Here is a 23161-nt window from a genome sequence, read left to right as displayed (position 1 = left end):
TAGAAAGGAGAATTTATGACAAATATATCAAAGGAACACAGCGACCGCCTTTACTGGCTTGGACGTTACACTGAAAGATTTTTCATAACGCTCAGGTCACTTGACAAACTGTATGATAGAATGATCGATGGCAGACACGGCTATACAGAATATCTCGGATACTTCGGACTGCCCGATAAATATAAGGACAGCCACGATTTTATCCACAGCTTTCTCTATGACGGCAGTAATCAGAATTCTGCGGCATACAGCCTCGAAAGGGCTTACGATAACGGTATCGTGCTTCGTGAGGAGATATCTACAAAGACCCTTTCCTTCCTTCAAATGGCAAAGGATACACTTATAAGTTCACAGAGTAAAGCAAACGTCCGACTTTCACTGCTCCCCTTGAAGGATATCCTCTACAGCTTCTGGGGCAGTGTGAATGAACATATCTACGACGATGAGATAAGAAATATCATATATATCGGGAAAACTATCGAGCGCCTCGATCTGTATATGAGAATGAAATATCCCTTTGCAACAGTTGAAAAGGAGTTTATCAGGCTTTGCAAGAATCTTCACCGCGTACCCAAAGACACCCCTTACCGTTACAACACCAAATATTTGTGTACCGTTGTCGAGATACTTGGTACGGAAGATGACTATAAGCTTGGCAGCGATAAGGCGATACAAAGCCTTGAACACCTGTTTGATCCAATGGAGGCAACAGTATGAAAAAACTTAATTTCAGCTTCTCAACAAAGCTTACATTTGACGATTACGTCCACGATCACAGCTTTGCTCTCAGGATAATCCCTCCTGATACAGAAGCTCAGAAGATCCTCTCGTGCAGTCTCAATATCTCCCCGACTGTTTCAACAAAACAGACTGTTGACGCTTTCGGTAATAACGTGACGGCAGGCTATATCCACGGCGACCACCGCTTCCTTGATTTCGACATCAAGGGAACAGCGGAGGTGGATTCCACAAAGCACAGCTCATCCCTTATGCCATGCTACCTTTATCAGTCGGAGTTCACCGCTCCTGACGACGGACTAATAAAATTCTACTCAGAGCTGAAGGATAAGTACAATGGAAATGCACCTGAGAAGGCTGTATATTTCAGCGATATCCTCTCTGACCTCATAGAGTACAAAAAAGGCGTAACTACTACTGCTACTACTGCCGCAGAAGCCTTTGCACTAAGGGCAGGCGTTTGTCAGGATTTCTCACATATACTTATCTCACTTCTGAGAATGGACGGTATCCCTGCAAGATATATCGCGGGACTTGCATTCTGTGACGGCGAAACTCATTCATGGGTGGAATACTGGACAGGCGACCACTGGGAAGGTATTGATCCCGCAAATAACTGTCCCGTAAACGATGATTACCTCGTGATATCTATGGGACGCGATTTCCGCGACTGTGCCATTGACAGAGGCGTAATGTTCGGCAGGTATACCCAGCAGCTTCAATTAGTTCGCTCATTACTTACCTGACCAAAGGTATCGGCATACATTTCCGCAAAAGCAGGGGCGAATATTTTCCGCCCGAATACTGCACCTAAACTGCTAAAGAGGTGAATTAACAATGATAGAAACAATTGCGTCTGCGGCTCTTGCAGTCAATGAAAACCTTAACATTCAGAAACGGCGTATCAAAAACGGCAGCAGCAAGAAAAGACTGAGCCTTGTGACAGGTACTCACGGTGATGAGCTTGAAGGACAATATCTTGCATACATGATAGGCTCTTATATTGATGAGCACATAGAATGTCTTAACGGCATCGTTGACATTTATCCTGCACTGAATCCTATGGGTATCGACTCGCTGACGCGCGGTGTCCCCATGTTTGATCTCGATATGAACAGAGTTTTCCCCGGCTCAAAAGACGGTACTATGATAGAGGTGCTCTGCTCAATGATAATCGACGATATAAGCGGTTCAGATGTGTGCGTTGACGTTCATTCAAGCAATATCTTCCTCAAAGAGATTCCGCAGATACGTATAAGTGTGCCTACTGCACCTGCACTTCTCCCCTACGCTAAAATGATGAACGCGGATCTTGTATGGATACACGAATCCGCAACTGTTCTTGAATCTACCCTCGCCCATACCCTCAATACAATAGGAACAAAGACTCTCGTTGTTGAGATGGGCGTGGGTATGCGTATAACAAAGGAATACTGTGATCAGCTTTTTGACGGCATCTTGAATCTCCTGAACGAGCTTGGTATGTGGAGCGGAGAAACTGCTCCTGTACGCGAACCCATAGTGTCTGAGGGGCGGGAGGTCGGCTTTGTAAATTCTGACGCGGCAGGAATCTTTGTGCCTTGCGTCAGCTTCGGAGATACCGTTGAAAAAGGCGATCACATCGGCGATGTAGTTGATCCGCTGTCTTCAAAAACTGTAGAAACTGTGGAAGCGGTATGTGATGGACTGGTGTTTACTCTTCGCGAATATCCGGTCGTATACGGCGGTTCTCTGCTTGCAAGAATACTGAAGCCTGCTGCAGGAGGTACAGAATAATGAAGAAACAAATATTGTATTCACTGAAATCTCCGTATCGTGAACAGCTTGACGTTATAGGCTTCCGTTTCGGTCACGGTAAGAAATCAGCTGCTATCGTCGGTGCCATGCGCGGAAACGAAGTCCAGCAAATGTACGTTTGCAGCCGAATGATACAGGAATTGAAAATAATCGAAGCAAAAGGTCTTATAGCAGAAGATACCGAGATCATGGTCATTCCGTGCGTGAATTACTACTCTATGAATATCGGAAAGCGCTTCTGGGCAATGGATAATACCGACATTAACAGAATGTTCCCGGGGTACAGTCTGGGTGAAACTACGCAGCGTATCGCAGACGGTCTGTTTTCAAAGATACAGGGCTATGAATACGGCATACAGCTTGCGAGCTTCTATCAGCAGGGCAATTTCCTGCCCCACGTCAAGATGATGGATACAGGCTTTGCTTCTCCTGAACTGATGAAGGATTTCGGACTTCAGTTCGGAATACTCCGCAAACCAAGACCTTATGACACGACTACGCTCAACTACAACTGGCAGATCTGGGAAACAAAAGCCTTCTCGGTATACGCTAACGCTACAGACGTTATTGATGAAAATGCCGCTGATGAGGCAGTATACGCCATACTGCGCTTCCTCGACAAGCATGACATGATAAGCGCAAATACTCCACCCGGATATATCACAAAACTGATAGATGAAAGCAAGACAAAGCAGATACGCTCGGAAGCAGCAGGCATTTTCAAAAGCTGTATCGAGATCGGCAAGCGTGTGGAACGAGGCGATATCCTCGGTATAATTTCCGACCCTTTCGACGGAGAGATCATTTCCGAGATAAGGAGCACAGTCTCGGGCACAGTTTATTTTGAGTACTGCTCCCCGCTGATAAATTCTAATACAGTATGCTTCAAGATAATCAAATAGGAGAAAAATATGAACAGGAAAGAATTCTCACAGACAAAAACAATTGTATCCCCAGACGGAAATACTATTATTACATTGACAGTAAACGGCAGCACTGAATCTTCCGAAAGTACTTCAACTGTCAAAACCTCTAACACTTCAACTTCTACCACTGTTACTTCGACCAGCACTACCACTGTCACATCAATAAAGAAAGAGGAGTAGACCCATGATATCTTTGAATGATTACTTGTTTTCAGGAAATACTGTGCTGAAAATCCTGCACAGATATGCAAACGATCTGAGAGAAAACGCAAAAGAAACGCATAACAGTATCGATCTTGCACACTCTAATTTCCTTATACAGATAATTGAGCTGCTCGAACATAATGACTTCCTTACCTCTCAGTCTCAGAGAATAAAGGAATTCTACAAATATATGACAAGAGAATACCCGTTTCTGGCTTTCACTTTCAAAGGCCGCATAAAATCACTGATACGCGCTGAGGAGAAATTCAACGGTTATATCCTCGAATTCATCTACAAATATTACAAGAAAAACGGAAAATTCCCGTCAGAAGCCGAGATAAAAAGCAGGCTGATCTGCTTCCGCGACCTCATCGCCTACCGCATCGTTATATCAATGCCTGCCTGTCATATCTCCGAAAATGATGAGAAAAGAGATGTGGAACTGAAATATCTGTATGAAATAGCAGATGTCCTGCCTGAATTTCTCGAAGAAAGAGGCTTTACAGCAGAGCTTTCGGGATTTTCCGAGGACAGGTATTCCGAACGCCTTAAAGAAGCTGTCAGACCGTATTACAGGGATTATGTTTCAGGTCCCCGCAGTACGGGATACCAGTCCCTGCATATTACTTTCTACGACAATCTTGCACGGTGCTATACGGAATTGCAGCTTCGTACCAAGGAGATGGACGATTTTGCAGAAATAGGTGACGCAAATCATTTCGGATATGAAAAATTACAGAGCGCAAGACGTACCAAACGCGATGAGATACCTATAGGCGAATGCATATATTTTGACGAAGCTTATGAAAGGCTTACAAAGCTCCAGGAGCTTGAACTTGCCAATATCGACGTAAATATGTTCAGCGCTATCAACAATCAGCTCATCAACGACGGCTGCGGACTTTTCAGAGGACGTCAGATCCTGCCTTTCGAGCATTTGTCACGCTTCCAGAACGACCTTATTGATTAAGTCTGCACTACATAAAGTTAATGCCCATATAAAAGTTTATATTGTTTTATCGCGGGAAACCTTCCTGAGAAAAGTTTTCCTCAATAATCAGTACAAAAGCTTCTATATCAGTATCAAACTTATATTGTTCAGTCATTTTTACCTCCACATATTATACATAGAAAAAGGACGCTTACGTTTTTCCGCAGCGTCCTTTATATATATTTGTCTATTGTGAAAGATGAAGTATCAAATACTCTCTTTGGAGCATCAACAGTTAAATCATTCAGTCCTCAGAGCTTCAACAGGGTCTTTTCTTGCCGCAACTCCTGACGGTATCAGTCCTGCTATAAGTGTGAGCATCATGCTGATGAATATAAGCACGGCAGCTCCAACCACAGGAACGTGCGCACGGAGCGTGTCAAGACTTGTCACTGAGTGGATGATAAAGTTTATCGGGATAGTCAGAAGTACCGACACGCCGATACCTATAAGTCCTGCTGTAAGTCCCACAAGAAGCGTTTCAGCATTGAAAACAGTTCTGACATTTCGCTTTGAAGCACCGATAGCTCTGAGTATACCGATCTCTCGTGTACGCTCAAGAACGGATATATATGTGATGATTCCTATCATTATTGAGGAAACCACGAGCGATATGCCGACAAATGCGATCAGCAGATAAGAAATACCGCTGATGATGCTTGTTATAGATGACATAAGGAGCGCTACCATATCGGTATAGTGTATCACATCTGCTTCCTTAACGCTGTCATTATAGCGTTCTATTGCATCGGATATATCGTCCTTGTCCTCGAAGCTCTTAACGTAGATGTGTATTGCAGAAGGATCGCTCTCATCGGCAACGCCGAGAAGCTTCAGGTTATCATCATAGGTAGAATCTGATATTTCCTCGGGAGTATACTTTTCAAATATCACACCGTAGTTATCAAGGCTTATTTCGGCAGAATCAAGCATTGCTGCAAGTTCGTCATTCGTAAGCGAGCCAAGCTTCTCCTGAGACATCTTTGCATACTCCTGAGCGATCTGCTCACGGATAGCCTGCTCCGCATAGCTCTTTATCTCCTCATCGCTCATCTGTGCAACAAATGATGTGATCTGTGATGTATCTACGCCAAGCTCATTGGAGTACATATCCGTTATCTGTTTTATAAACTCATTCCTGTCAAAGTCCTTCATAGCAGCTGCAACCTGTGCATCAGCCTGTGCAGTATCAGGCTGAGCCGCCACAAGACGGAAGATGTCAGCCTTTGTATCAGTATCGGCTTTCTTTATGAATGCCTTTACGGTTTCAGCTTTTTCCTCGGGAGTAGGTTCAACGTAATCGTCAGTCATGAACTTCTGACCTGTAATGATATCGTTCTCTTTGTCAGCTGTCTGTTCTTTAACTATATCACTGTTATTTGTAGTGTCGATAACATACTTCGTAAGCTTTGAAGTATATCCGATATAGCTGTTCAGCATAGGAGCCTTTACGTCTTCCTTTGCACGGATAAATCCGACTATCTTAATATCTGTGCCCATATTGTCAGCGCCGTAGATATAATCAAGACCTGTTTCTGTTGAAGTCAGGTCGTTATAGCCGTTTCCTGCGAGATCTTTCTGATAGTATTCACAAGGCATTACCATCTTGAACTTCTTGTTCTTGATATCGTCGAAGCTCCATTCGAGCTGACCGTAATCCTTGATCTCCTGATTGCTCATTATTGCCTTGAGCTTCTCGTTGAAGCCCTCCTGATCCTTGAGACCCATTGCATACGCGATTATATCAGGAAGTTCGTTGTTTTTGCGGAGAATAACAACTGCTTCATCGTAATTCTCAGGCCACTTTCCGTTTACAATATCATACTGCTCCTTGATAAGCGGGCTGATAGTTTCGCCGTTCTCACCAGGGAGAAGCTCCTGCATGACATTTAGACCGAACGCCTGCATCTCCATACCTGCCATAGGGTTATTCATGGAAGCTGCCATTATATCGGAATCAGTCATTCCCATTGCCTTGCTGTACATATCCATGAAGTCTACCTTGATTATATCTCCCGACGGAGATTCTGTGTATATAGGCATCTTAACATCGTAAGAATATCCGATGGAGGTAGCTTTCTCGGCGATAACGCTGTCATTATCAAGGAAAGTCTTGAAATCCTTCATGTTGTTTATCTGTTTTGCAGACGTATTGAAGGAATTGAACATATCATATACCTGAGTATTTGCGTATACCGTATCGTCTCTGAACTCGCGGCTCTCGTACTCCTTCTGATTCTGCATAAGCGCCTCCATCATACCGGAGGTGTCGGTATTTTCGCGCATTATCTCCAGAGGATAGGATGACAGGGTCTCCTCCTGGATATTGTCGATATACTCATTGATACCTGTTGCGAGCGAAAGGATAAGTGCTATACCGATGATACCGATAGAGCCTGCAAAAGCCGTCAGGAGAGTTCTTCCCTTTTTTGTAAGGAGATTATTGAGTGAAAGAGAAACCGCAGTACCGAATGACATTGAAACTCTTTTTTTCTTATTTTCTGACGATTTATCCTTTGATCCTCCGGACTTATACGGGTCACTGTCACCTGTAAGCTTACCGTCCTTTATCTTTATGATACGTGTAGCGTACTGATCTGCGAGCTCAGGGTTATGCGTTACCATGATAACGAGCTTATCCTTGGCGATCTCCTTGAGAAGCTCCATGACCTGTATGGAAGTCTCAGAGTCAAGAGCACCTGTTGGCTCGTCGGCAAGCAGTATATCAGGATTGTTGATAAGAGCTCGTGCAATAGCCACACGCTGCATCTGACCACCTGACATCTGGTTAGGCTTTTTATGGAGCTGATCTCCGAGCCCTACCTTTTCGAGAGCTTCCTTTGCACGTTTTCTTCGTTCGGCCTTTGATACGCCTGAGATAGTAAGAGCAAGCTCTACATTTGAAAGTACTGTCTGGTGTGGGATAAGGTTATAGCTCTGAAAAATGAAGCCTATAGAATGGTTTCTGTAAGCGTCCCAGTCCCTGTCCTTGTATTCCTTAGTTGATACCCCATTGATGACAAGGTCTCCCGACGTATAGTGATCGAGACCTCCGATGATGTTGAGCAGCGTCGTTTTGCCGCAGCCCGAATGTCCGAGTATAGCCACAAACTCATTTTCGCGAAATGTAACACTTACTCCGTTCAGAGCATTCACGATGTTTTCGCCCGTGCCATACTTCTTCACAATGTCTTTAAGTTGAAGCATAAAATCCCCCTTCAAATCTTTTTACTATTACATGACACTGTAAATTAAAATTTACATTCTTTATTATAGCACTTTGACGAATAATTGTCAATCACATTGTATAATTTAACAAAACCATCACACATTTTTCATAAAGCAAAAAGGCACTGTTTGTGAACAGTGCCTTTTTTATTTATATCAATTACTTCATGCCGTACTTCTTGAGAAGTGTCTCGATCTTTGTATGAGGATCAATGATCTTGCTGATCGAAACATCATGATTTATAGCTTCAATGAAATATGCTATATACTTTGAAACATCTACCTCATGGAACCAAGGTCTGCTGAGGAGCTCAGGTGTTCTGTATGTGAGGTTTGTACCGAATACACCGTCAATAACACCCTCTTCGTAAGCCTTGTCAAACTTGTCAAGACCGTTTGTGAAGATAGTATAAGTAGCATAAGTGAAGATCCTGCCTGCCTTCTTTTCTTTAAGAGCATAAGCCAGATCAAGCATGGATTCGCCTGATGAGATGATATCATCAGAAACAAATATGTCCTTGCCTTCAACAGGATTGCCGAGATATTCGTGAGCAACGATAGGATTTCTTCCGTTAACTATAGTTGAATAGTCTCTTCTCTTGTAGAACATACCCATCTCTACGCCAAGAACTGAAGCGTAGTACATATTACGGTTAAGAGCACCTTCGTCAGGGCTGACTACCATGAAATTGTCCTTATTGAAGTTGATATCCTTGATATCCTTGAGCATTGCCTTGAGCACCTGATATGTCGGCATAACATTATCAAAGCCCATAAGCGGGATAGCGTTCTGTACTCTTGGGTCATGAGCATCAAAAGTTACGATATTTGATACTCCCATTGCCTCCAGCTCCTGAAGTGCGCAGGCACAGTCAAGAGACTCGCGGTAGCTTCTTCTGTGCTGACGGCCGCCGTATAAGGTCGGCATAATAACAGTGATACGGTGAGCCTTACCGCTTGCAGCCTGGATTATTCTCTTAAGATCCTGAAAGTGGTCGTCAGGAGACATGGCATTCTGCATTCCGAAATAATCATACTTTATGCTGTAATTGCCTACATCAATGATGATAAAGAGATCCTTTCCGCGAATAGTGGACTTGATAAGACCCTTACCGTCGCCTGATGAAAAACGAGGGCATTCGCTCTCTACGAGGAAGGAATCAACATTGATGCCGCCCTTTCCTGCCCAGTCAACGAGATAATCGTCGATCTTCTTGCCCAGCTCTGTAACGCTGTTCATTGCAATGATACCGATTGGTGCGACATTTGAATCGCTGCCGAATAAAATTTCACTTGAAGCTGTCATAACCCTTTTTTCGCACGAAGTTATACCGTGCGATACTCCTTTCGCTTTTTAGTCATTTTTCGGTCAAAGCCGTGCTCACTTGCAGAAGTTATCAATATAGCGCTCAATATCTCCGCTTATGATAGTTTTCGCAACGTCGGCATGATCGACCTCGTTAACGGCTGTTGTTTTGTTTTCAAGTTCCTTGTAAACAGTGAAGAAATGTGTCATTTCGTCAAAAATGTGCTTTGGAAGTTCCTCGATATCCTTATACATATTATAGTTAGGATCTTCAAAAGGTATCGCAATGATCTTATCATCACGGTGACCGTTATCAAGCATTCTGATAACTCCTATAGGATAGCATCTTACCAATGTCAGCGGCATGAGCTGTTCAGAACAGAGCACCAGAACATCAAGGGGGTCGTTATCGTCTGAATAAGTCCTCGGGATAAATCCGTAATTCGCAGGGTAATGAGTGGAAGTATAGAGGATACGGTCCATTTTAATAAGACCTGTCTCCTTGTCAAGCTCATACTTGATCTTGCTTCCCTTTCCTATCTCGATCACCGCAATGAAATCATCGGGATTTATTCTTTTTGGACTGATCTTGTGCCAGATATTCATAAATTCCCTCCGAAGCGTATCCGTCCGTGTACCACACACAGCAACGGAAATATTTGATAAGCCATTAATAATGACGTTATCCCCTACAAATTAGTATACCATTTTTTTGTGATTTGTCAATATACGCCTTGATTTTCGGCATTTATTATAAATTATCCCAAAATCGGAGACTTTTTTCGACTTTTCCAAAATAATTAAATGCTTGTAATTTATATCCCAACAATAACTATTTGTATAGTACTGTTAATAAAAAATGAATATTGCTAATGAAAATAATAATAAAAATCTATTGATTTTTTCAAAAGAATATAGTAATATATATATAAAGTTTGTTTTTAGAGATGAGATTTATGGACAAAGGGAGGGATTTTATGCGTGAATACAGGATCGCTCTTATCGTTGAAGAGATCGGTCAGAGCTACCAGAGCTCTATACTGAATGGAATATCAGCAGCAGCAATCGAATTCGGACTCAATATATGTGCCTTCACCTCATTCAGCGGAGATATGAACAACCCGCGCCACGACATGGGTGAGTTCAATATCTTTAATTTACCTGATTTCGGCGACTTTGACGGTGCTATTCTTCTCACAAATACCCTTTCGCATCAGCCTGTAGTCAATGACATAATAACAAGAATCAGAATCGCAGGTATTCCTGCTGTCAGTATAGACAATGATCTGCCGTTTTTCTACCATATCGGCATAGACAACAGGACTGCTATGCGCGATATAACCGAACATTTGATCAATGTTCACGGCTTCACAAGATTCGCATATATATCGGGTCCCGACGACAACCCCGAAAGCGCTGACCGACTTGCGGCCTTCTGCACGGTACTGCATGAACACGGTATAAAGATCAACGATGAAGCCATATATTACGGTGACTTCCGTGCTCCGTCGGCAAAAGCTGCTGTAGAGCATTTCATGAGGCATTTTTCCGAAATGCCTCAGGCTGTAATCTGCGCAAATGATGTCATGGCTTCGTCAGCTATTACCAAGCTGGTCTCAGAGGGCTTCAGTGTCCCCGAGGACGTTGCCGTAACAGGCTTCGACAACACCTACAGTACTCATAATTACCGCGTAGAGCTCACATCTGTCGACCGTCCCCTCAGACTGTCAGGCAGGCTCGCCTGCAAAATGCTCTACAACCATTTCAGGAATATGCCTCAGGAAAGAAACATCATTCTGAATATGTCAGCTCGTTTCACAGAGAGCTGCGGCTGCGGTCATAACGCTGTGACCAATCTTTCCGAAATAAAGGAGCTCAATTACAGAAATTACTCCAACTTTGAAAATATCCAGAACTATATGGCTGTTCTTAACAGAATGTCCACTCAGCTCCTCGCCTGCAACAACTTCAGAGAGTACATCGCAGCTCTCAAGCAGGCTGCTGTAGAGATACGCCCCGATGAATTTTACTTCTGTCTCTGTGACAATTGGGACTCTGAATCGGCTATCGACAGGTCAACTGTCATGGAGGGCGCTGAACCGCCTGTGCCAATGGCGTATACGGACTATGTGAATGTTGAGATAGCTTATGTCGACGGAAAATTCATAGAATGCGGCAAAATTAAATCGAGCGATATCTTCCCGCCAGTTGCTCACGAGAAGAAAGAAGGAAAGCTGTACTATATCACTCCTCTGCACTTTGGCGAACGATGTCTCGGTTATATGGTCATACGCAGCAAACGTCTGACATTTCAGAACATAATGTTCGAGACATTCTGCATAAACATCTGCAACTCTCTCGAAAATATAAGAAAGCTCATGTGCTTGGAATACGCACTTGTGCGCCTCGGAAAGCTGTACGCAAAAGATACTTTCTCAGGTATTTACAACAGGAACGGATTTGTCAATGCCACCCGCGAGCTGTACCACCAGTGTACCGAACAGCAGCGAAGCATAATGCTTATGTTCATAGATCTGGACGGTCTCAAGGGCATCAATGACACCTACGGACACAGTATGGGCGATAGGGCTATATGGTCAATTGCTCATGTACTGCGCGATTCCTGTACAAACGGCGAAGTATTCTGCCGTTTCGGCGGCGACGAGTTCATCGTTTTTGCGGCGGATTATACCGAGAAGGACGCTCATGAACTGACAAAACGCATCAACCGTAACATCGTTACGCGAAATAATAGTCACACCGAGCCTTTCTCTCTTGCTGCAAGCACCGGATTTGTCATCGCAACTCCAAAACCAGGAACGGATATTTTCTATTTTGTCACGGAAGCCGATAAAAAAATGTACAGCGAAAAACGCAGGAAAAAGTCCCATTACCCGGAAAATTTATAAAAACAAGTCCGAAATAAGCAAGATACTCATATAGAAACTTTACACGAAATAATCGGGGGAAACCTTTCTGAAGAAAGGTTTCCCCCGTTCCCTTTTTCAAAAGGTTTTTTCTCAATATCTCACGTAAAATCTTCTGTATAAGTACCGACTTTAATTTCGGGCTTGTTTTTTTATGGTATGTATGAGTTTATAATATCAACAGCAGACGTATTATAGATATTTCCGTCCAGAACGCTGCCGTCATGATCAAAACACAGTGCACGTATATCTCTCGGATCGTCCTCATATGGATCAGACACTGCCTGCGCACCATCAAAATATTCTCCGAGAAATTTCAGTGCATTTCCTTTTGGAAAGATAATATTCCCCTCCGAAACTTCATACTCTTTTGCAGAAAAGTGTTCCAGAATCGTCCGCGTCGCCGCATTATAAGGATTGTCCGCTTCCCTTCTGACGAGCCATGCAGGGTGAAGTTCGAGAAGAACTCCCGTTTTTTTAACGCTTTCGGCAAAAGCCTCAACATACTCTATCGGTATCGTCTCCTGATGGAAAGCATCGACCGACAGCATGATGCGGTTCACGCCGCTTGCCGCCAGCATTTCCGCAGTTTCTTCTATCCGCCGTTTATCCCTGCTGAAAAATCCATTCGTAATGACCTCGCGCTTCGGTATGCCGGCTCTTTTTGCCGCTTCATGTATCTTGCATACGTCCTCGGGATACAAAAGCGGTTCTCCTCCGAATGTCATCAGCGACTTAATGCGGTAATGCCTGCAAACATCTTCAACAGCTCCGGCAGCGATAGCGCCGTCAATGTGCTCACCGCTGAATTTGTGGTCTCCCTCGCTGCAATGCCTGCACTTTCCCGTACAGCCCATTGTTACAACGAACTCTATGCGTTCAATATTTCTTGTATATTCGTTCATATCAACTGCTCCTTTATAAGAATAATATCATTACAGGTGCAGTATGGGAACATTTCTTACCCGATGCGCCGTTCCCTTCTTACTGCACCGAGCAGTTAATTCGTTTTCTCACCTTTGCCTCCTTAGACAGATAAAACTATGTCCTTGCCGCTTGCGGAGTACTCCTCCACCTCGACACCGCACTTGCTGAAAAGGATACACGAAGCCTTTACGCTGTCAGTCTCGGCATATTTATTCTGGAAGTACACCACTCGTTTTATCCCCGACTGTATTATTGCCTTTGCGCACTCGTTGCACGGAAAAAGCGTCACGTACAGAGTACAGCCGCTGAGGCTGCCAAAGCTGCTGTTGAGTATAGCATTCAGCTCAGCGTGACAAACAAAGGGATACTTTGTGTCGAGTGTGTTGTCCCCATCACGCTCCCACGGCATATCATCGTCGTCGCAGCCGGTTGGCATACCATTATATCCGACAGAAACTATCTTGTGCTTGTCATTGACGATACAGGCACCGACCTGTGTGGAATTATCCTTGCTTCGCTGGGCAGACAGCATAGCAATGCCCATAAAATATTCGTCCCAGCTAATATAATCTTGTCTTTTCAGATAGATCACCCCGATTTCAGAAAAAGTCCTGCGTATACTATATAAGTGAATTCTGTATACATAAATGATAACTGCTTTTATTTATATAAATTATAACACATAATCGCAAAAATAGCAACACTCGCGGGAACAAACTTCCGCTTTTCATTTCTCTGCCGCGAACATAGCTGCGCGGACTCCGCGCTTATAACACATTATCGCAAAAATAGCAACAGACACCGCGAAAACATTTTATTTGTATCTTAATATCTTTTTAATTATCTGTTATTAAATTAAAATAAGTGACTCTCATATTGAAATTTGATTTAATATGTGGTATAATATAAAAAAACACTGGGCTGCTCGTTGATATGAGCAATTAGTAAATAGTGAACAGAAATAAGTTATCAGCTGCAACGCTCTAACCGAACAACTTTTCAAACTAACTACTAACTTTGAAATTGCTGACAAGGCTATGCAATTTTAAGCCCTTTCTGTATTCCTATTTTTTCATACGGAACAACGCTTAAAGAAAAAAAGAAAAGCGGATCAGTATCTTAACGCCAAAGCACCGGCGAAAAGCTTAAATAAAAAATAGGAGGAAAACATGAAAAAACAATTCAGGAGAAAAACCACTGTGGGACTGCTCTGCCTTTGTCTCATCATGCAGGCAGCTGCTTATTTCCCTGCAAAAGCCGAGACCACAGGCAGCGCTGTCACATTCAACGAGGTCTGCTCAAAGAATACATCTTATCAGGCAGCTGACGGCAGCTGCTATGACTGGATCGAGCTTTTCAACAGCAGCAAGGAAGATGCCAACATATCAGGCTGGGGCATCTCGGACAAGTCAGAAGAACCATACCGCTATGTATTCCCTGACGCTACTCGTATCCGCGCAGGTGAAAGGCTTATTGTCTTCTGCGACAGCAACGCTGCCCTGACCAACAGCAATATCGCTCCATTCGGTCTTTCTTCATCGGGCGAAACGCTCCTGCTCACAGACGCTAAAGGCAATACAGTTCATACCATCACTTTCGGAGCACTCGCCTCCGATACTTCATACGGACAGTACCCCGACGGCAGCGGTGAATTCTATACACTCAGCTGTACTCCTGAAAAGACCAACGCAGCTCCCGAAGGAAGCGCTGCTGTTCGTCAGCCTGTATTCTCAAAGGAGAGCGGCTTCTACGACAGCAGTTTCGAGCTGACACTGACTGCTGAGGAAGGCTGCACCGTTTACTATACTACAGACTGCAGCGATCCGACCACAGGATCAAAAAAATATGAAGCTCCTATCGATATAAAGGATATGAGCGATACCGAGAACCGTCTCAGTGCAAGAACGGATATCACGCCAAACAGAGCCGAAGAACCCAACAAAAAGGTCGATAAGGCCGCTGTTATCCGCGCTGTATCCGTTGATAAAGAGGGGCGCGTCAGCGATATCGTTACAAACACATATTTCATCGGCAAGACCAATTCGGGATACTACCCTAATATGAAAGTGGTCTCACTTGTCACCGATCCAGATAATCTCTTTGATTACGATAAAGGTATCTACTGCCTCGGAAAAGCCTACGACGAAGAAAACAAACCCGCAGGCGGCGGAAAGGATCCTCGTGCAGGCAGCATCAGAATGGTCAACGTCTGGGATATTATCGCAAACTACTCAAAGAAGGGCAGAGAATGGGAGCGTCCTGCAAGCTTCACTCTTTTCGAGAACGGCGAAAAAATGCTTGAGCAGAACGTTGGTATTCGCATCAAGGGCAACTATTCACGCTGTCTCCCGCAGAAGAGCTTCAATATATACGCCCGTCAGGACTACGGCAAATCTGAGCTTGAATACGACTTCTTCTCAGGTACTGCAACAAAAGCCAAGAACGGCAAGGCTATTAAAAAATACGAGGGCATAGTCCTCAGGAACGGCGGAAATGACAACACAGCCGCATTCTTCAGAGACTCCATAAACCAGAGCCTTATAACCGACAGATCATTTGCTTATCAGGCTTCTTCAGCAGCAGTCGTATTCATCGACGGCGAATTCTGGGGCATCTATCAGGTCCTCGAAAAAACCGATAAAAGCTATCTCAGCTCTCACTTCGGTGTTAAGAAAAGCGATATCGCCATGATAAAGAACGGCGAGCTCGAAGAAGGCACTGACAAGGATCTCAACGACTGGAATGAGCTTGTAAAAGCATCTTCGGAGGGCAGGTTATCATACGAAGAATTTTGCAGCAAGGTCGATATACAGGCTTATATGGACTATGTAGCAGCTCAGATATACTGGGCTAATGCAGACTGGCCAAAACGCAACTACATTATGTGGCGCTCAGATGCTATAGATGAGACAAATCCTTATGCAGACGGAAAATGGAGACCTGTGCTCTTTGATACGGAGTCAGGACAAGGTCTTTACGGCAGCAATGACAAATCCGTAAACGCCGACTGCTACCAACGTTTAAGTCAGAGCAATGACGATTTCAGCAAGATGTTCAACAAGCTTCTCGAAAATCAGGAGTTCCGTCTTGATTTCGCAAGAACATTTATGGATCTCGCAAACTACAACTTCACACCCGAAAAGACAAAGACCGTTATAAACAGCTATAAAGAGAACTACAAACAGCAGGTACTCGATACCTTTGCACGTTTCCAGTCAAGAAGTATGTCAGGCTCAAACGGCGAAAGAACTTTTGAGAACGCCTACTCAACGATCTCTAATTTCTATGCAAACCGCTTCTCATATGCTGAACGAACCACAAGGTCAGCCTTGAAGCTCTCATCAGAGGCTTGCAGCCTTACCGTTGTGAACCGCATAAACAACGGTACAATAGACCTCAATACCCTCCACCTCGATACTGACGGCAAATGGAGTGGAAAGTACCACTCCGACTATGATATCACTGTCTCGGCTCACCCCGCTGAAGGTAAGACCTTCTCACACTGGAAGATAAAAGGCGCACAGATAACAGACGGCGATGTAAACTCAGCATCTATCAGCATCAAGCTTGATTCAGTTGCACAGATCGAAGCAGTCTACGAGGGCGAAACTGAGGAAAGTATCCTCGGCGACGTAAACGCAGACGGAAAATTCAATGTTGCCGACCTCGTACTTATGCAGAGATGGATATCAGGAGACAAGAATGCTGTTCTCCAGGAATGGGAAAACGGCGACCTCTGTGTCGACGGCAAACTTGACATCTTCGATGTCGTAAGCATGAGAAAAGCTATACTCGAAGACCTCTCGTAATATCAACAGTTTATTATAACCAAACAGCAACAGAAAGCTCACCTACTTCATACGAAACGGGTGAGCTTTTCTAATATAAAAAGCACCGCAGATCGGCTATGCCGACCTGCGGTGCTGAGTCAGTTGGGGCGGCGGGATTTGAACCCACGAGTGCAGGAGTCAAAGTCCTGTGCCTTACCGCTTGGCTACACCCCAAAATATCACCATAATATTATAACAAAAATCCTGCAATAAATCAATACCGCAGGATTTTTATTTTTATTTTAACTTTATATCGTTTCCGATAGACTGAAAGCTTTCGACCATATACCGCCGAATCAGTACCATTCGAGCTCACGCATGAGCTTAAATTCATGCATCGCCATCAAGATCGCCACAACAGCAGAAAGTCCGTCCGCAATCGGTCCTGTATAGGTGATACCGTTTATGCCGAAAATGAGCGGCAGACATATCAGAAGCGGCAGGAAGAACAGTATCTGTCTCGTAAGCGACAGGAACACGCCCTTTATCGACTTGCCTATTGAAGTGAAGAATGTTGATGTTATAGGCTGCAATCCGTTGATCCATGTGAAGAACAGGAATATCCTGAAGAACTTCGCACCAAACTCATAATATCCTTCGCTTGCGTTTTCATTTGCAAATGCCCCCAGTATCTGCCTCGGGAAAAGCTGGAACAGCACAAAAGCAACAATTGATATCACTGTGCCTGCTTTCACAGCCATCCAGAATGCGCTCCTTACACGATCGTACTTCTTTGCACCGTAGTTGAAGCTCTCAATTGGCTGTGTACCCTGGGCAAGTCCGATAACTATTGAGAATACGATCATATTTACCTTCATTACGATACCTGCAACAGCGATCGGGTCTTCCGCACCGTAATGAGAAGCTGCACCGTAATGTCTGAGAGAATTGTTCAGAACTATCTGCACAATGGCAATAGCAAGCTGATTGAAACACGAAGCCATACCGATCGAGCAAATCCTGCTTATGATACTGCCTGACGGGAGAAGATGCCTTCCAAAAAGGTAGACGGTCTTGAAGTTCATACAGTATACGATAACAATGACTGCCGCAGCGAACTGTCCGATAACTGTAGCAATAGCAGCTCCCTTCATTCCCCAGCCAAGGCCGAGAACGAACACTGCGTCAAGAATAGTATTTATGACCGCACCTGTAATGTTGCATATCATTGTCATCTTCGGACTTCCGTCCGCACGGATTATATGACCGCCGCCCGCTGTGAGTATCAGGAACGGGAAGCCGAATGCTGTATACCTGACATATTCCTTCGCATACGGAAGCACCGCAGGTGTTGCTCCAAAACGTTTAAGAAGCGGTGTAAGATACAATAACGTGACCGTTGAAAGAATGATGCCGCTCACAACAAGAAGTGTAAGCGCGTTTCCTGCAAAATAAGGCGCTCTTTTTTTGTCGCCCATTCCCATTGTAAGGTTGAAGCACGATGCACCGCCAATGCCGAACAGCAATGCAAGCGCCATACAGCCCGTAGTAAAAGGGAATGCGATAGAAGTTGCCGTATTTCCGAGAGTACCTACTGCCTTGCCGATGAACAGCTGGTCTACCATATTGTATAGGGCACTTACCAGCATACCAATGATACTCGGGATAGCAAATTTTATCATAAGTGAGCGCACAGGGGCATTTCCAAGAGGATTGCCCATAGGTCCTCCAGGGGGGCCTCCTGCACCCCGCGGTGGCCCTCCTGCACCCGGTGGTGGTCCGCCTACACCCGGTGGTGGCCCTCCTGCACCCGGTGGTGGTCCGCCTGCACCCTGGGGCGGTCCACCTTTGCCGCGAGGAGGTCCGCCATAGCCGACGGGAGGTCCGTCTAAAGCTCTGTCATACATAATTTTTCCTAACCTTCTTTTTTTCAATTCATAAATTCTAATTAATTATACAACATTTAACGACAAAAAACAATAAGCGGCACAAAAATGATATAGTAAAAATTTATCAATACTTTTTGTCAATCATAATGCATTTTCAACAACCAGCTATCATTTTTGACCTTGACAGCTCTATCCAGATGTGGTAAAATAATTAATATAGCATAATTACGTTAATTAATCAAAAATAATTTAGTCCACAAAACTTAACAGTTAAAAATTATGCATTGTAAAAGATACTTTAAGGAGAACTCATGAAAATTATACTTGCTTCGGCATCGCCAAGACGGCGAGAACTGATGAGATACATAACCGAGGACTTCGAGGCAGTCTCCACGGACTGTGACGAAACTCTCCCCGATAATATCGAGCCGACAGCGGCTTCCGAGTACCTTGCTGTACTGAAAGCAAAAGCTGCGGCTGAGAAGTACCCTGACTGCATAGTCATCGGCTGCGATACGACCGTAATACTTGGCAGCGAGATATTAGGCAAGCCCAAGGACAAAGCTCAGTGCATAACCGATATATCGAAGCTGTCAGGCAGAACACATCAGGTCATCACGGGCTGCTGCATAATCTGCGGCGGAAAGGCAAGCTCATTTTCAGAGATGACAGATGTTACTTTTCGAGAGCTTACCCAAGCTGAGATAGAAGCCTACGCCGACACTGACGAGCCCTATGACAAGGCTGGCGGCTACGGTATACAGGGACGCGGCTCGGCTCTTATCTCCCACATCGACGGCGACTTCTTCAACGTGGTGGGACTGCCTGTCGGCAGACTGTTCAATGAACTGAAAAGTGCTCTGTAGACAGCGCATTGCGCATCCGCAGGTCACGATAAAATATCACGGGCGAGCGAAACCCGCCCCTACAAATATCTAATCACTAAGCACTAAAAACCAATAACTATAAAGGAGTATTTACCATGAACTCAACCGCATTTCATTCTGCTGACATTCTTATTCCCAAGGACTGCGATATGCACAAGTGGTCTGTTATCGCCTGCGACCAGTACACCAGTGAGCCTGAGTACTGGGACGAGGTCAGCGCTACAGTCGGAAACGCTCCGTCAACGCTGAACCTTATCCTCCCCGAGCTTTATCTTGAGCAGGACGGAGTTGCACAGCGCATAGACAATATCCACACAGCTATGGACAAGTACCTTGCAGACGGTATTTTCACAGAATATAAGGACGCTATGGTATACGTTGAGCGCACCCAGAGCAACGGTATCCTCCGTCAGGGCATCGTTGGCGCTATCGACCTCGAAAAGTACGACTTCTCAAAGGGCAGCACCTCCGAGGTAAGAGCTACCGAAGCTACTGTCATCGAGCGTATACCTCCCCGTATCAAGGTAAGACAGGGCGCACCTCTTGAGCTCCCCCATATTATGATACTTATTGACGATCCTGACAATACTGTTATCGAGCCGCTCGCAAAGACAGTTTCCGACGACAGAAAGCTCTACGATTTCGAGCTTATGCAGAACGGCGGCAGCATCAAGGGCTGGCTGGTAGACAAGTCCGCACAGGAGACTATCGACAAGGCTCTCTGCGCACTTGCTGACCCCGACACTTTCTGCAAGAAGTACGGTCTCAGCAAAACTCCTGTACTCCTCTATGCTATGGGCGACGGCAACCACTCTCTCGCTACCGCAAAGGAGTTCTACGAGCAGCTGAAAAAAGCTAACCCGGACAAGGATCTCTCAAATCACCCTGCTCGCTATGCACTTGCCGAGATCGTTAATCTCCACAGCGACGCTCTCAAATTCGAGGCTATACACCGCCTTGTATACGATGTAGACTGCGAAAAGCTCATAAACGAGCTCACTTCCGCACTTGATCTTTCCGAGACTAAGGAGTCCGACCAGTACGTTATCTGCTCATGCGGCGGCTCCGAGAAGAAGCTCTACATCAACAAGAAGTCCTCAAATCTTTCCGTTGGTTCGCTCCAGAACTTCCTTGACAGCTATATCAAGGCAAACGGCGGCAAGATCGACTATATCCACGGTGCTGATACTGTTAAGTCTCTCGCCGAGAAGCACAACGGCATTTCATTCGTTCTTCCTGATATGGACAAGTCGCAGCTCTTCCCTACCGTTATCAAGGACGGAGCGCTCCCACGAAAGACATTCTCAATGGGACACGCTGAGGATAAGAGATTCTACATCGAAACTCGCAGAATTACTGAATAATGGAATTACTGAACAATATCGCCAAGCTCCATACCACGGAGCTTGGCGCAGTTCGTATAAAGAGGAATCTTTCCCTCGATCACGATGATGCTGTGGAATGGTGCAGGGAAAAGATACTTTCGCCCGACGCTGTTATCGAGCGCCGCGGCAAGAACTGGTACATAACCGTGAACGGCTGTATCATCACTGTAAATGCTTACAGCTATACGATTATAACCGCTCATAAAATAAAAGATAACTGAGGTGTCAGAATGAAAAATACAAGCTGTCTGAAATGCTTTCTCCCTGCCCGCTGCATTTTATTCCTTGTCATCTTTCTCGCAGGAGCATTTATCACTTAACAGAAAGTTGACGATATCAGCAGTTGGTGGTCAATAATCGCAAGCATCGTTAACGCAGCAACTATTATTTTTCTGGTCATTTCTGCTAAACGAACAGGAAGCAGTTACAGCGAGCTCGTCGGTCTGCAAAAAGGAAAAACTCCTGTAAAAAAAATGATCCTGCCGATAATCGGCTTCATTATGATAGGAATGGCAGGGCTTTACATAGCAGGCTATATATGTTACGGAGTTCTCCCCTATTCTTCGCCTATGATGGTCGAGCCCATACCGCTGATATCAGCTGTGCTGAACATCGCAGTCCTGCCTGTTACGACCGCTCTTGCCGAGGACGGTCTGTACCTTGGCTGCGGCGTGAACCATATCAGGAACAAGTATGCGACAATACTCATACCCGCCTTTTTCTATGCCCTTCAGCATTGCTTCATACCAAGATAAGATTCCAAAATGGGTAGTATCCCGAAAGTGACCTTATACCGCTAAAAGCAAAATATAGCAAAAAGAGTATCAATCTCCTATAAGATAGGGGGTTGATACTCTTTTTTTATTTAGTATAATTCTAATCATTCTATCCGAAACCTGTATTTCGCAAAATTACAAATTTCGAGAAAACTGCTCCGTACCGCTTCAAATCACTGGACAGAGACTTGAAACGATATAGGAAACAATATACACTAATATATTTATATTATACTACTTGATGTATACAAAATCAAGCAGATACGAAAATTTTCTTACAAATTAGGCGATTTTCACAAACTGCCGAGCTTGGTTTTTCGTTAATTGCTACACATTTATCATGGTAGAATGATTTATCTGTAATATATAGTGTTGAATATACTGTTTGTATTTTACGATGGAGTAAAAGAAGAAAAGGAGAGACATTATGCTGCAAGATAGAGAGACAATCACAAAGCGTAAAGACGGGCGTTTTATGGGGCGATTCATTATCGACCATGAGTCGAACGGAAAGCCTGTCTATCAATATGTCTATGGCAAGTCCTACGATGAAGCCGAGCAGAAGCTCCGCATAGCCCGTGAGATCGAAAGCAATTATCTCTCCGGCAGATGCATTACTATTAAAAAGGTATACGGCGAGTGGCTCAATGCTATCGTGAACCGTGTTAAGGAGTCTACATACGCCAACTATACGATGAAATTCGAGAAGCATATCCTGCCGTATTTTGGGGAAATGCTCTGCACTTCGATCAATTCAGCCACGATTAACGCTTTTATAAAGGAAAAAGTGGACAGCGGACTGTCCGCAGGCTATGTGCGTGACCTATTCACCGTTTTCAAGGAACTTTTGGCGTATGCGCAGGAGGAATATTCCTTTAAGCTGTCGCTAAAAAACGTGTCGCTCCCGAAAGCGGAAAAGAAAAAGCCTCACAAAATGGACGATGAACAGCAGAAGAAGCTGGTGGGCTATTGTATCAACTAATGTAGGCTTTGAAACTCCTTACTATTTTCTTATTTTTATGTTTGCCCATATGCTATGTTTAACATATATTGAAAAGAGTAACGTATAAAAAGCAACATCTCAATCATAAGTGAAATCAAATAACAGAAAGGTGTCTGGATATGAAGCAAATAGTATTGTATAATCCGTCAATAAGCACTTTAAATTTAGGCGATGAAATTATTTTTGACAGTGCTTTTCCATATATTAAATCAAAATTCCCAAATGCATTTTATACTAATATATCAACACATTTACCGCTTTCAATGGTAAGCGTAAAATAAAGGACGTATTCCTTCCAAAAGGAATCTGATGTATAATAAAGTCTAAGCGAGTCCATAGACTAAATTAGAGTATCTAAAATAGTCTATGGAGTAAACAGGACTAAATTAGACATAGGAGGAATACGA

At 44.2% G+C, this 23161-nt stretch carries 20 protein-coding genes and 1 tRNA gene; 14 read left to right on the top strand and 7 right to left on the bottom strand.

Annotated features, from left to right (window positions below; all coding sequences use genetic code 11):
- Nucleotides 1-15 precede the first annotated feature (15 nt).
- From K6G33_RS10805 to K6G33_RS10780, 6 genes are all read left to right on the top strand, one after another.
- Nucleotides 16-717 carry an alpha-E domain-containing protein gene (locus K6G33_RS10805; protein ID WP_296779296.1) on the top strand — a complete coding sequence of 234 codons (702 nt, stop codon included), beginning with the start codon at nucleotides 16-18 and terminating at the stop codon, nucleotides 715-717.
- A complete protein-coding gene (locus K6G33_RS10800) occupies nucleotides 714-1484 on the top strand; it encodes a transglutaminase family protein (RefSeq protein WP_296779295.1) in 771 nt (256 codons plus the stop codon). Before K6G33_RS10805 ends, K6G33_RS10800 begins: the two co-directional genes overlap by 4 nt.
- 91 nt (nucleotides 1485-1575) lie before the next feature.
- A complete protein-coding gene (locus K6G33_RS10795) occupies nucleotides 1576-2514 on the top strand; it encodes a M14 family metallopeptidase (protein ID WP_296779292.1) in 939 nt (312 codons plus the stop codon).
- Nucleotides 2514-3437 carry a M14 family metallopeptidase gene (locus K6G33_RS10790; protein WP_296779290.1) on the top strand — a complete coding sequence of 308 codons (924 nt, stop codon included), beginning with the start codon at nucleotides 2514-2516 and terminating at the stop codon, nucleotides 3435-3437. The genes K6G33_RS10795 and K6G33_RS10790 overlap by 1 nt, the downstream gene beginning before the upstream one ends.
- 9 nt (nucleotides 3438-3446) lie before the next feature.
- On the top strand, nucleotides 3447-3641 hold the full coding sequence (locus K6G33_RS10785) for a hypothetical protein (protein ID WP_296779288.1): 195 nt from the start codon (nucleotides 3447-3449) through the stop codon (nucleotides 3639-3641).
- 4 nt (nucleotides 3642-3645) lie between these two features.
- Nucleotides 3646-4635: a guanosine polyphosphate pyrophosphohydrolase gene (locus K6G33_RS10780; protein ID WP_296779286.1), complete on the top strand. Its 990-nt coding sequence runs from the start codon at nucleotides 3646-3648 to the stop codon at nucleotides 4633-4635.
- 261 nt (nucleotides 4636-4896) lie between these two features.
- Here K6G33_RS10780 and K6G33_RS10775 read toward each other — a convergent pair whose 3' ends face one another.
- From K6G33_RS10775 to K6G33_RS10765, 3 genes are all read right to left on the bottom strand, one after another.
- Nucleotides 4897-7863 carry an ABC transporter ATP-binding protein/permease gene (locus tag K6G33_RS10775; protein WP_296779285.1) on the bottom strand — a complete coding sequence of 989 codons (2967 nt, stop codon included), beginning with the start codon at nucleotides 7861-7863 and terminating at the stop codon, nucleotides 4897-4899.
- Nucleotides 7864-8044: 181 nt separating this feature from the next.
- Nucleotides 8045-9190: a ribose-phosphate pyrophosphokinase gene (locus tag K6G33_RS10770; protein ID WP_296779283.1), complete on the bottom strand. Its 1146-nt coding sequence runs from the start codon at nucleotides 9188-9190 to the stop codon at nucleotides 8045-8047.
- A gap of 75 nt (nucleotides 9191-9265) precedes the next feature.
- Nucleotides 9266-9796 (bottom strand): inorganic diphosphatase, encoded by a 531-nt coding sequence (locus K6G33_RS10765; protein WP_296779280.1) that lies wholly within the window; start codon nucleotides 9794-9796, stop codon nucleotides 9266-9268.
- A gap of 371 nt (nucleotides 9797-10167) precedes the next feature.
- On the opposite strand from K6G33_RS10765, the gene K6G33_RS10760 reads away from it, so the two are divergent.
- Nucleotides 10168-12099 (top strand): GGDEF domain-containing protein, encoded by a 1932-nt coding sequence (locus tag K6G33_RS10760; protein WP_296779279.1) that lies wholly within the window; start codon nucleotides 10168-10170, stop codon nucleotides 12097-12099.
- A 170-nt stretch (nucleotides 12100-12269) separates the two neighbouring features.
- Here the strand turns inward: K6G33_RS10760 and K6G33_RS10755 are convergent, their stop codons facing one another.
- A complete protein-coding gene (locus K6G33_RS10755; protein WP_296779277.1) occupies nucleotides 12270-13022 on the bottom strand; it encodes a radical SAM protein in 753 nt (250 codons plus the stop codon).
- Nucleotides 13023-13144: 122 nt separating this feature from the next.
- Nucleotides 13145-13627, bottom strand: coding sequence for a dCMP deaminase family protein (locus K6G33_RS10750; protein WP_296779405.1), 483 nt, complete (start codon nucleotides 13625-13627; stop codon nucleotides 13145-13147).
- Between the two features lie 586 nt (nucleotides 13628-14213).
- Between K6G33_RS10750 and K6G33_RS10745 the strand changes: the two genes are divergently transcribed.
- Nucleotides 14214-16853 carry a CotH kinase family protein gene (locus K6G33_RS10745; RefSeq protein ID WP_296779275.1) on the top strand — a complete coding sequence of 880 codons (2640 nt, stop codon included), beginning with the start codon at nucleotides 14214-14216 and terminating at the stop codon, nucleotides 16851-16853.
- A gap of 123 nt (nucleotides 16854-16976) precedes the next feature.
- Here the strand turns inward: K6G33_RS10745 and K6G33_RS10740 are convergent.
- Both K6G33_RS10740 and K6G33_RS10735 read right to left on the bottom strand, forming a co-directional pair.
- Nucleotides 16977-17048: transfer RNA gene (locus K6G33_RS10740), tRNA-Gln, on the bottom strand.
- Between the two features lie 122 nt (nucleotides 17049-17170).
- Complete coding sequence (locus tag K6G33_RS10735; RefSeq protein WP_296779273.1) at nucleotides 17171-18721, bottom strand: MATE family efflux transporter; 1551 nt, start codon at nucleotides 18719-18721, stop codon at nucleotides 17171-17173.
- Nucleotides 18722-19014: 293 nt separating this feature from the next.
- On the opposite strand from K6G33_RS10735, the gene K6G33_RS10730 reads away from it, so the two are divergent.
- The 6 genes from K6G33_RS10730 (at nucleotide 19015) to K6G33_RS10705 (ending at nucleotide 23035) form a co-directional block, all read left to right on the top strand.
- Nucleotides 19015-19569, top strand: a complete 555-nt coding sequence (locus K6G33_RS10730; protein ID WP_296779271.1) for a nucleoside triphosphate pyrophosphatase — start codon at nucleotides 19015-19017, stop codon at nucleotides 19567-19569.
- A 116-nt stretch (nucleotides 19570-19685) separates the two neighbouring features.
- A complete protein-coding gene (locus K6G33_RS10725) occupies nucleotides 19686-20954 on the top strand; it encodes a DUF1015 domain-containing protein (RefSeq protein ID WP_296779270.1) in 1269 nt (422 codons plus the stop codon).
- The gene (locus K6G33_RS10720; protein WP_296779268.1) at nucleotides 20954-21196 is read left to right on the top strand and encodes a DUF3781 domain-containing protein; all 243 of its coding nucleotides are present in this window, start codon (nucleotides 20954-20956) and stop codon (nucleotides 21194-21196) included. The genes K6G33_RS10725 and K6G33_RS10720 overlap by 1 nt, the downstream gene beginning before the upstream one ends.
- 252 nt (nucleotides 21197-21448) lie before the next feature.
- Nucleotides 21449-21730, top strand: a complete 282-nt coding sequence (locus tag K6G33_RS10715; protein WP_296779267.1) for a hypothetical protein — start codon at nucleotides 21449-21451, stop codon at nucleotides 21728-21730.
- 448 nt (nucleotides 21731-22178) lie between these two features.
- A complete protein-coding gene (locus K6G33_RS10710; protein ID WP_296779266.1) occupies nucleotides 22179-22733 on the top strand; it encodes an N-terminal phage integrase SAM-like domain-containing protein in 555 nt (184 codons plus the stop codon).
- 140 nt (nucleotides 22734-22873) lie between these two features.
- Complete coding sequence (locus K6G33_RS10705) at nucleotides 22874-23035, top strand: hypothetical protein (protein ID WP_296779264.1); 162 nt, start codon at nucleotides 22874-22876, stop codon at nucleotides 23033-23035.
- Nucleotides 23036-23161 lie beyond the last annotated feature (126 nt).

It is taken from the genome of Ruminococcus sp., from assembly GCF_024691275.1.
GTDB lineage: Bacteria > Bacillota > Clostridia > Oscillospirales > Ruminococcaceae > Ruminococcus.
Note: the sequence above shows the minus strand (reverse complement) of the source record. Positions and strands in the feature narration are given on the sequence as shown.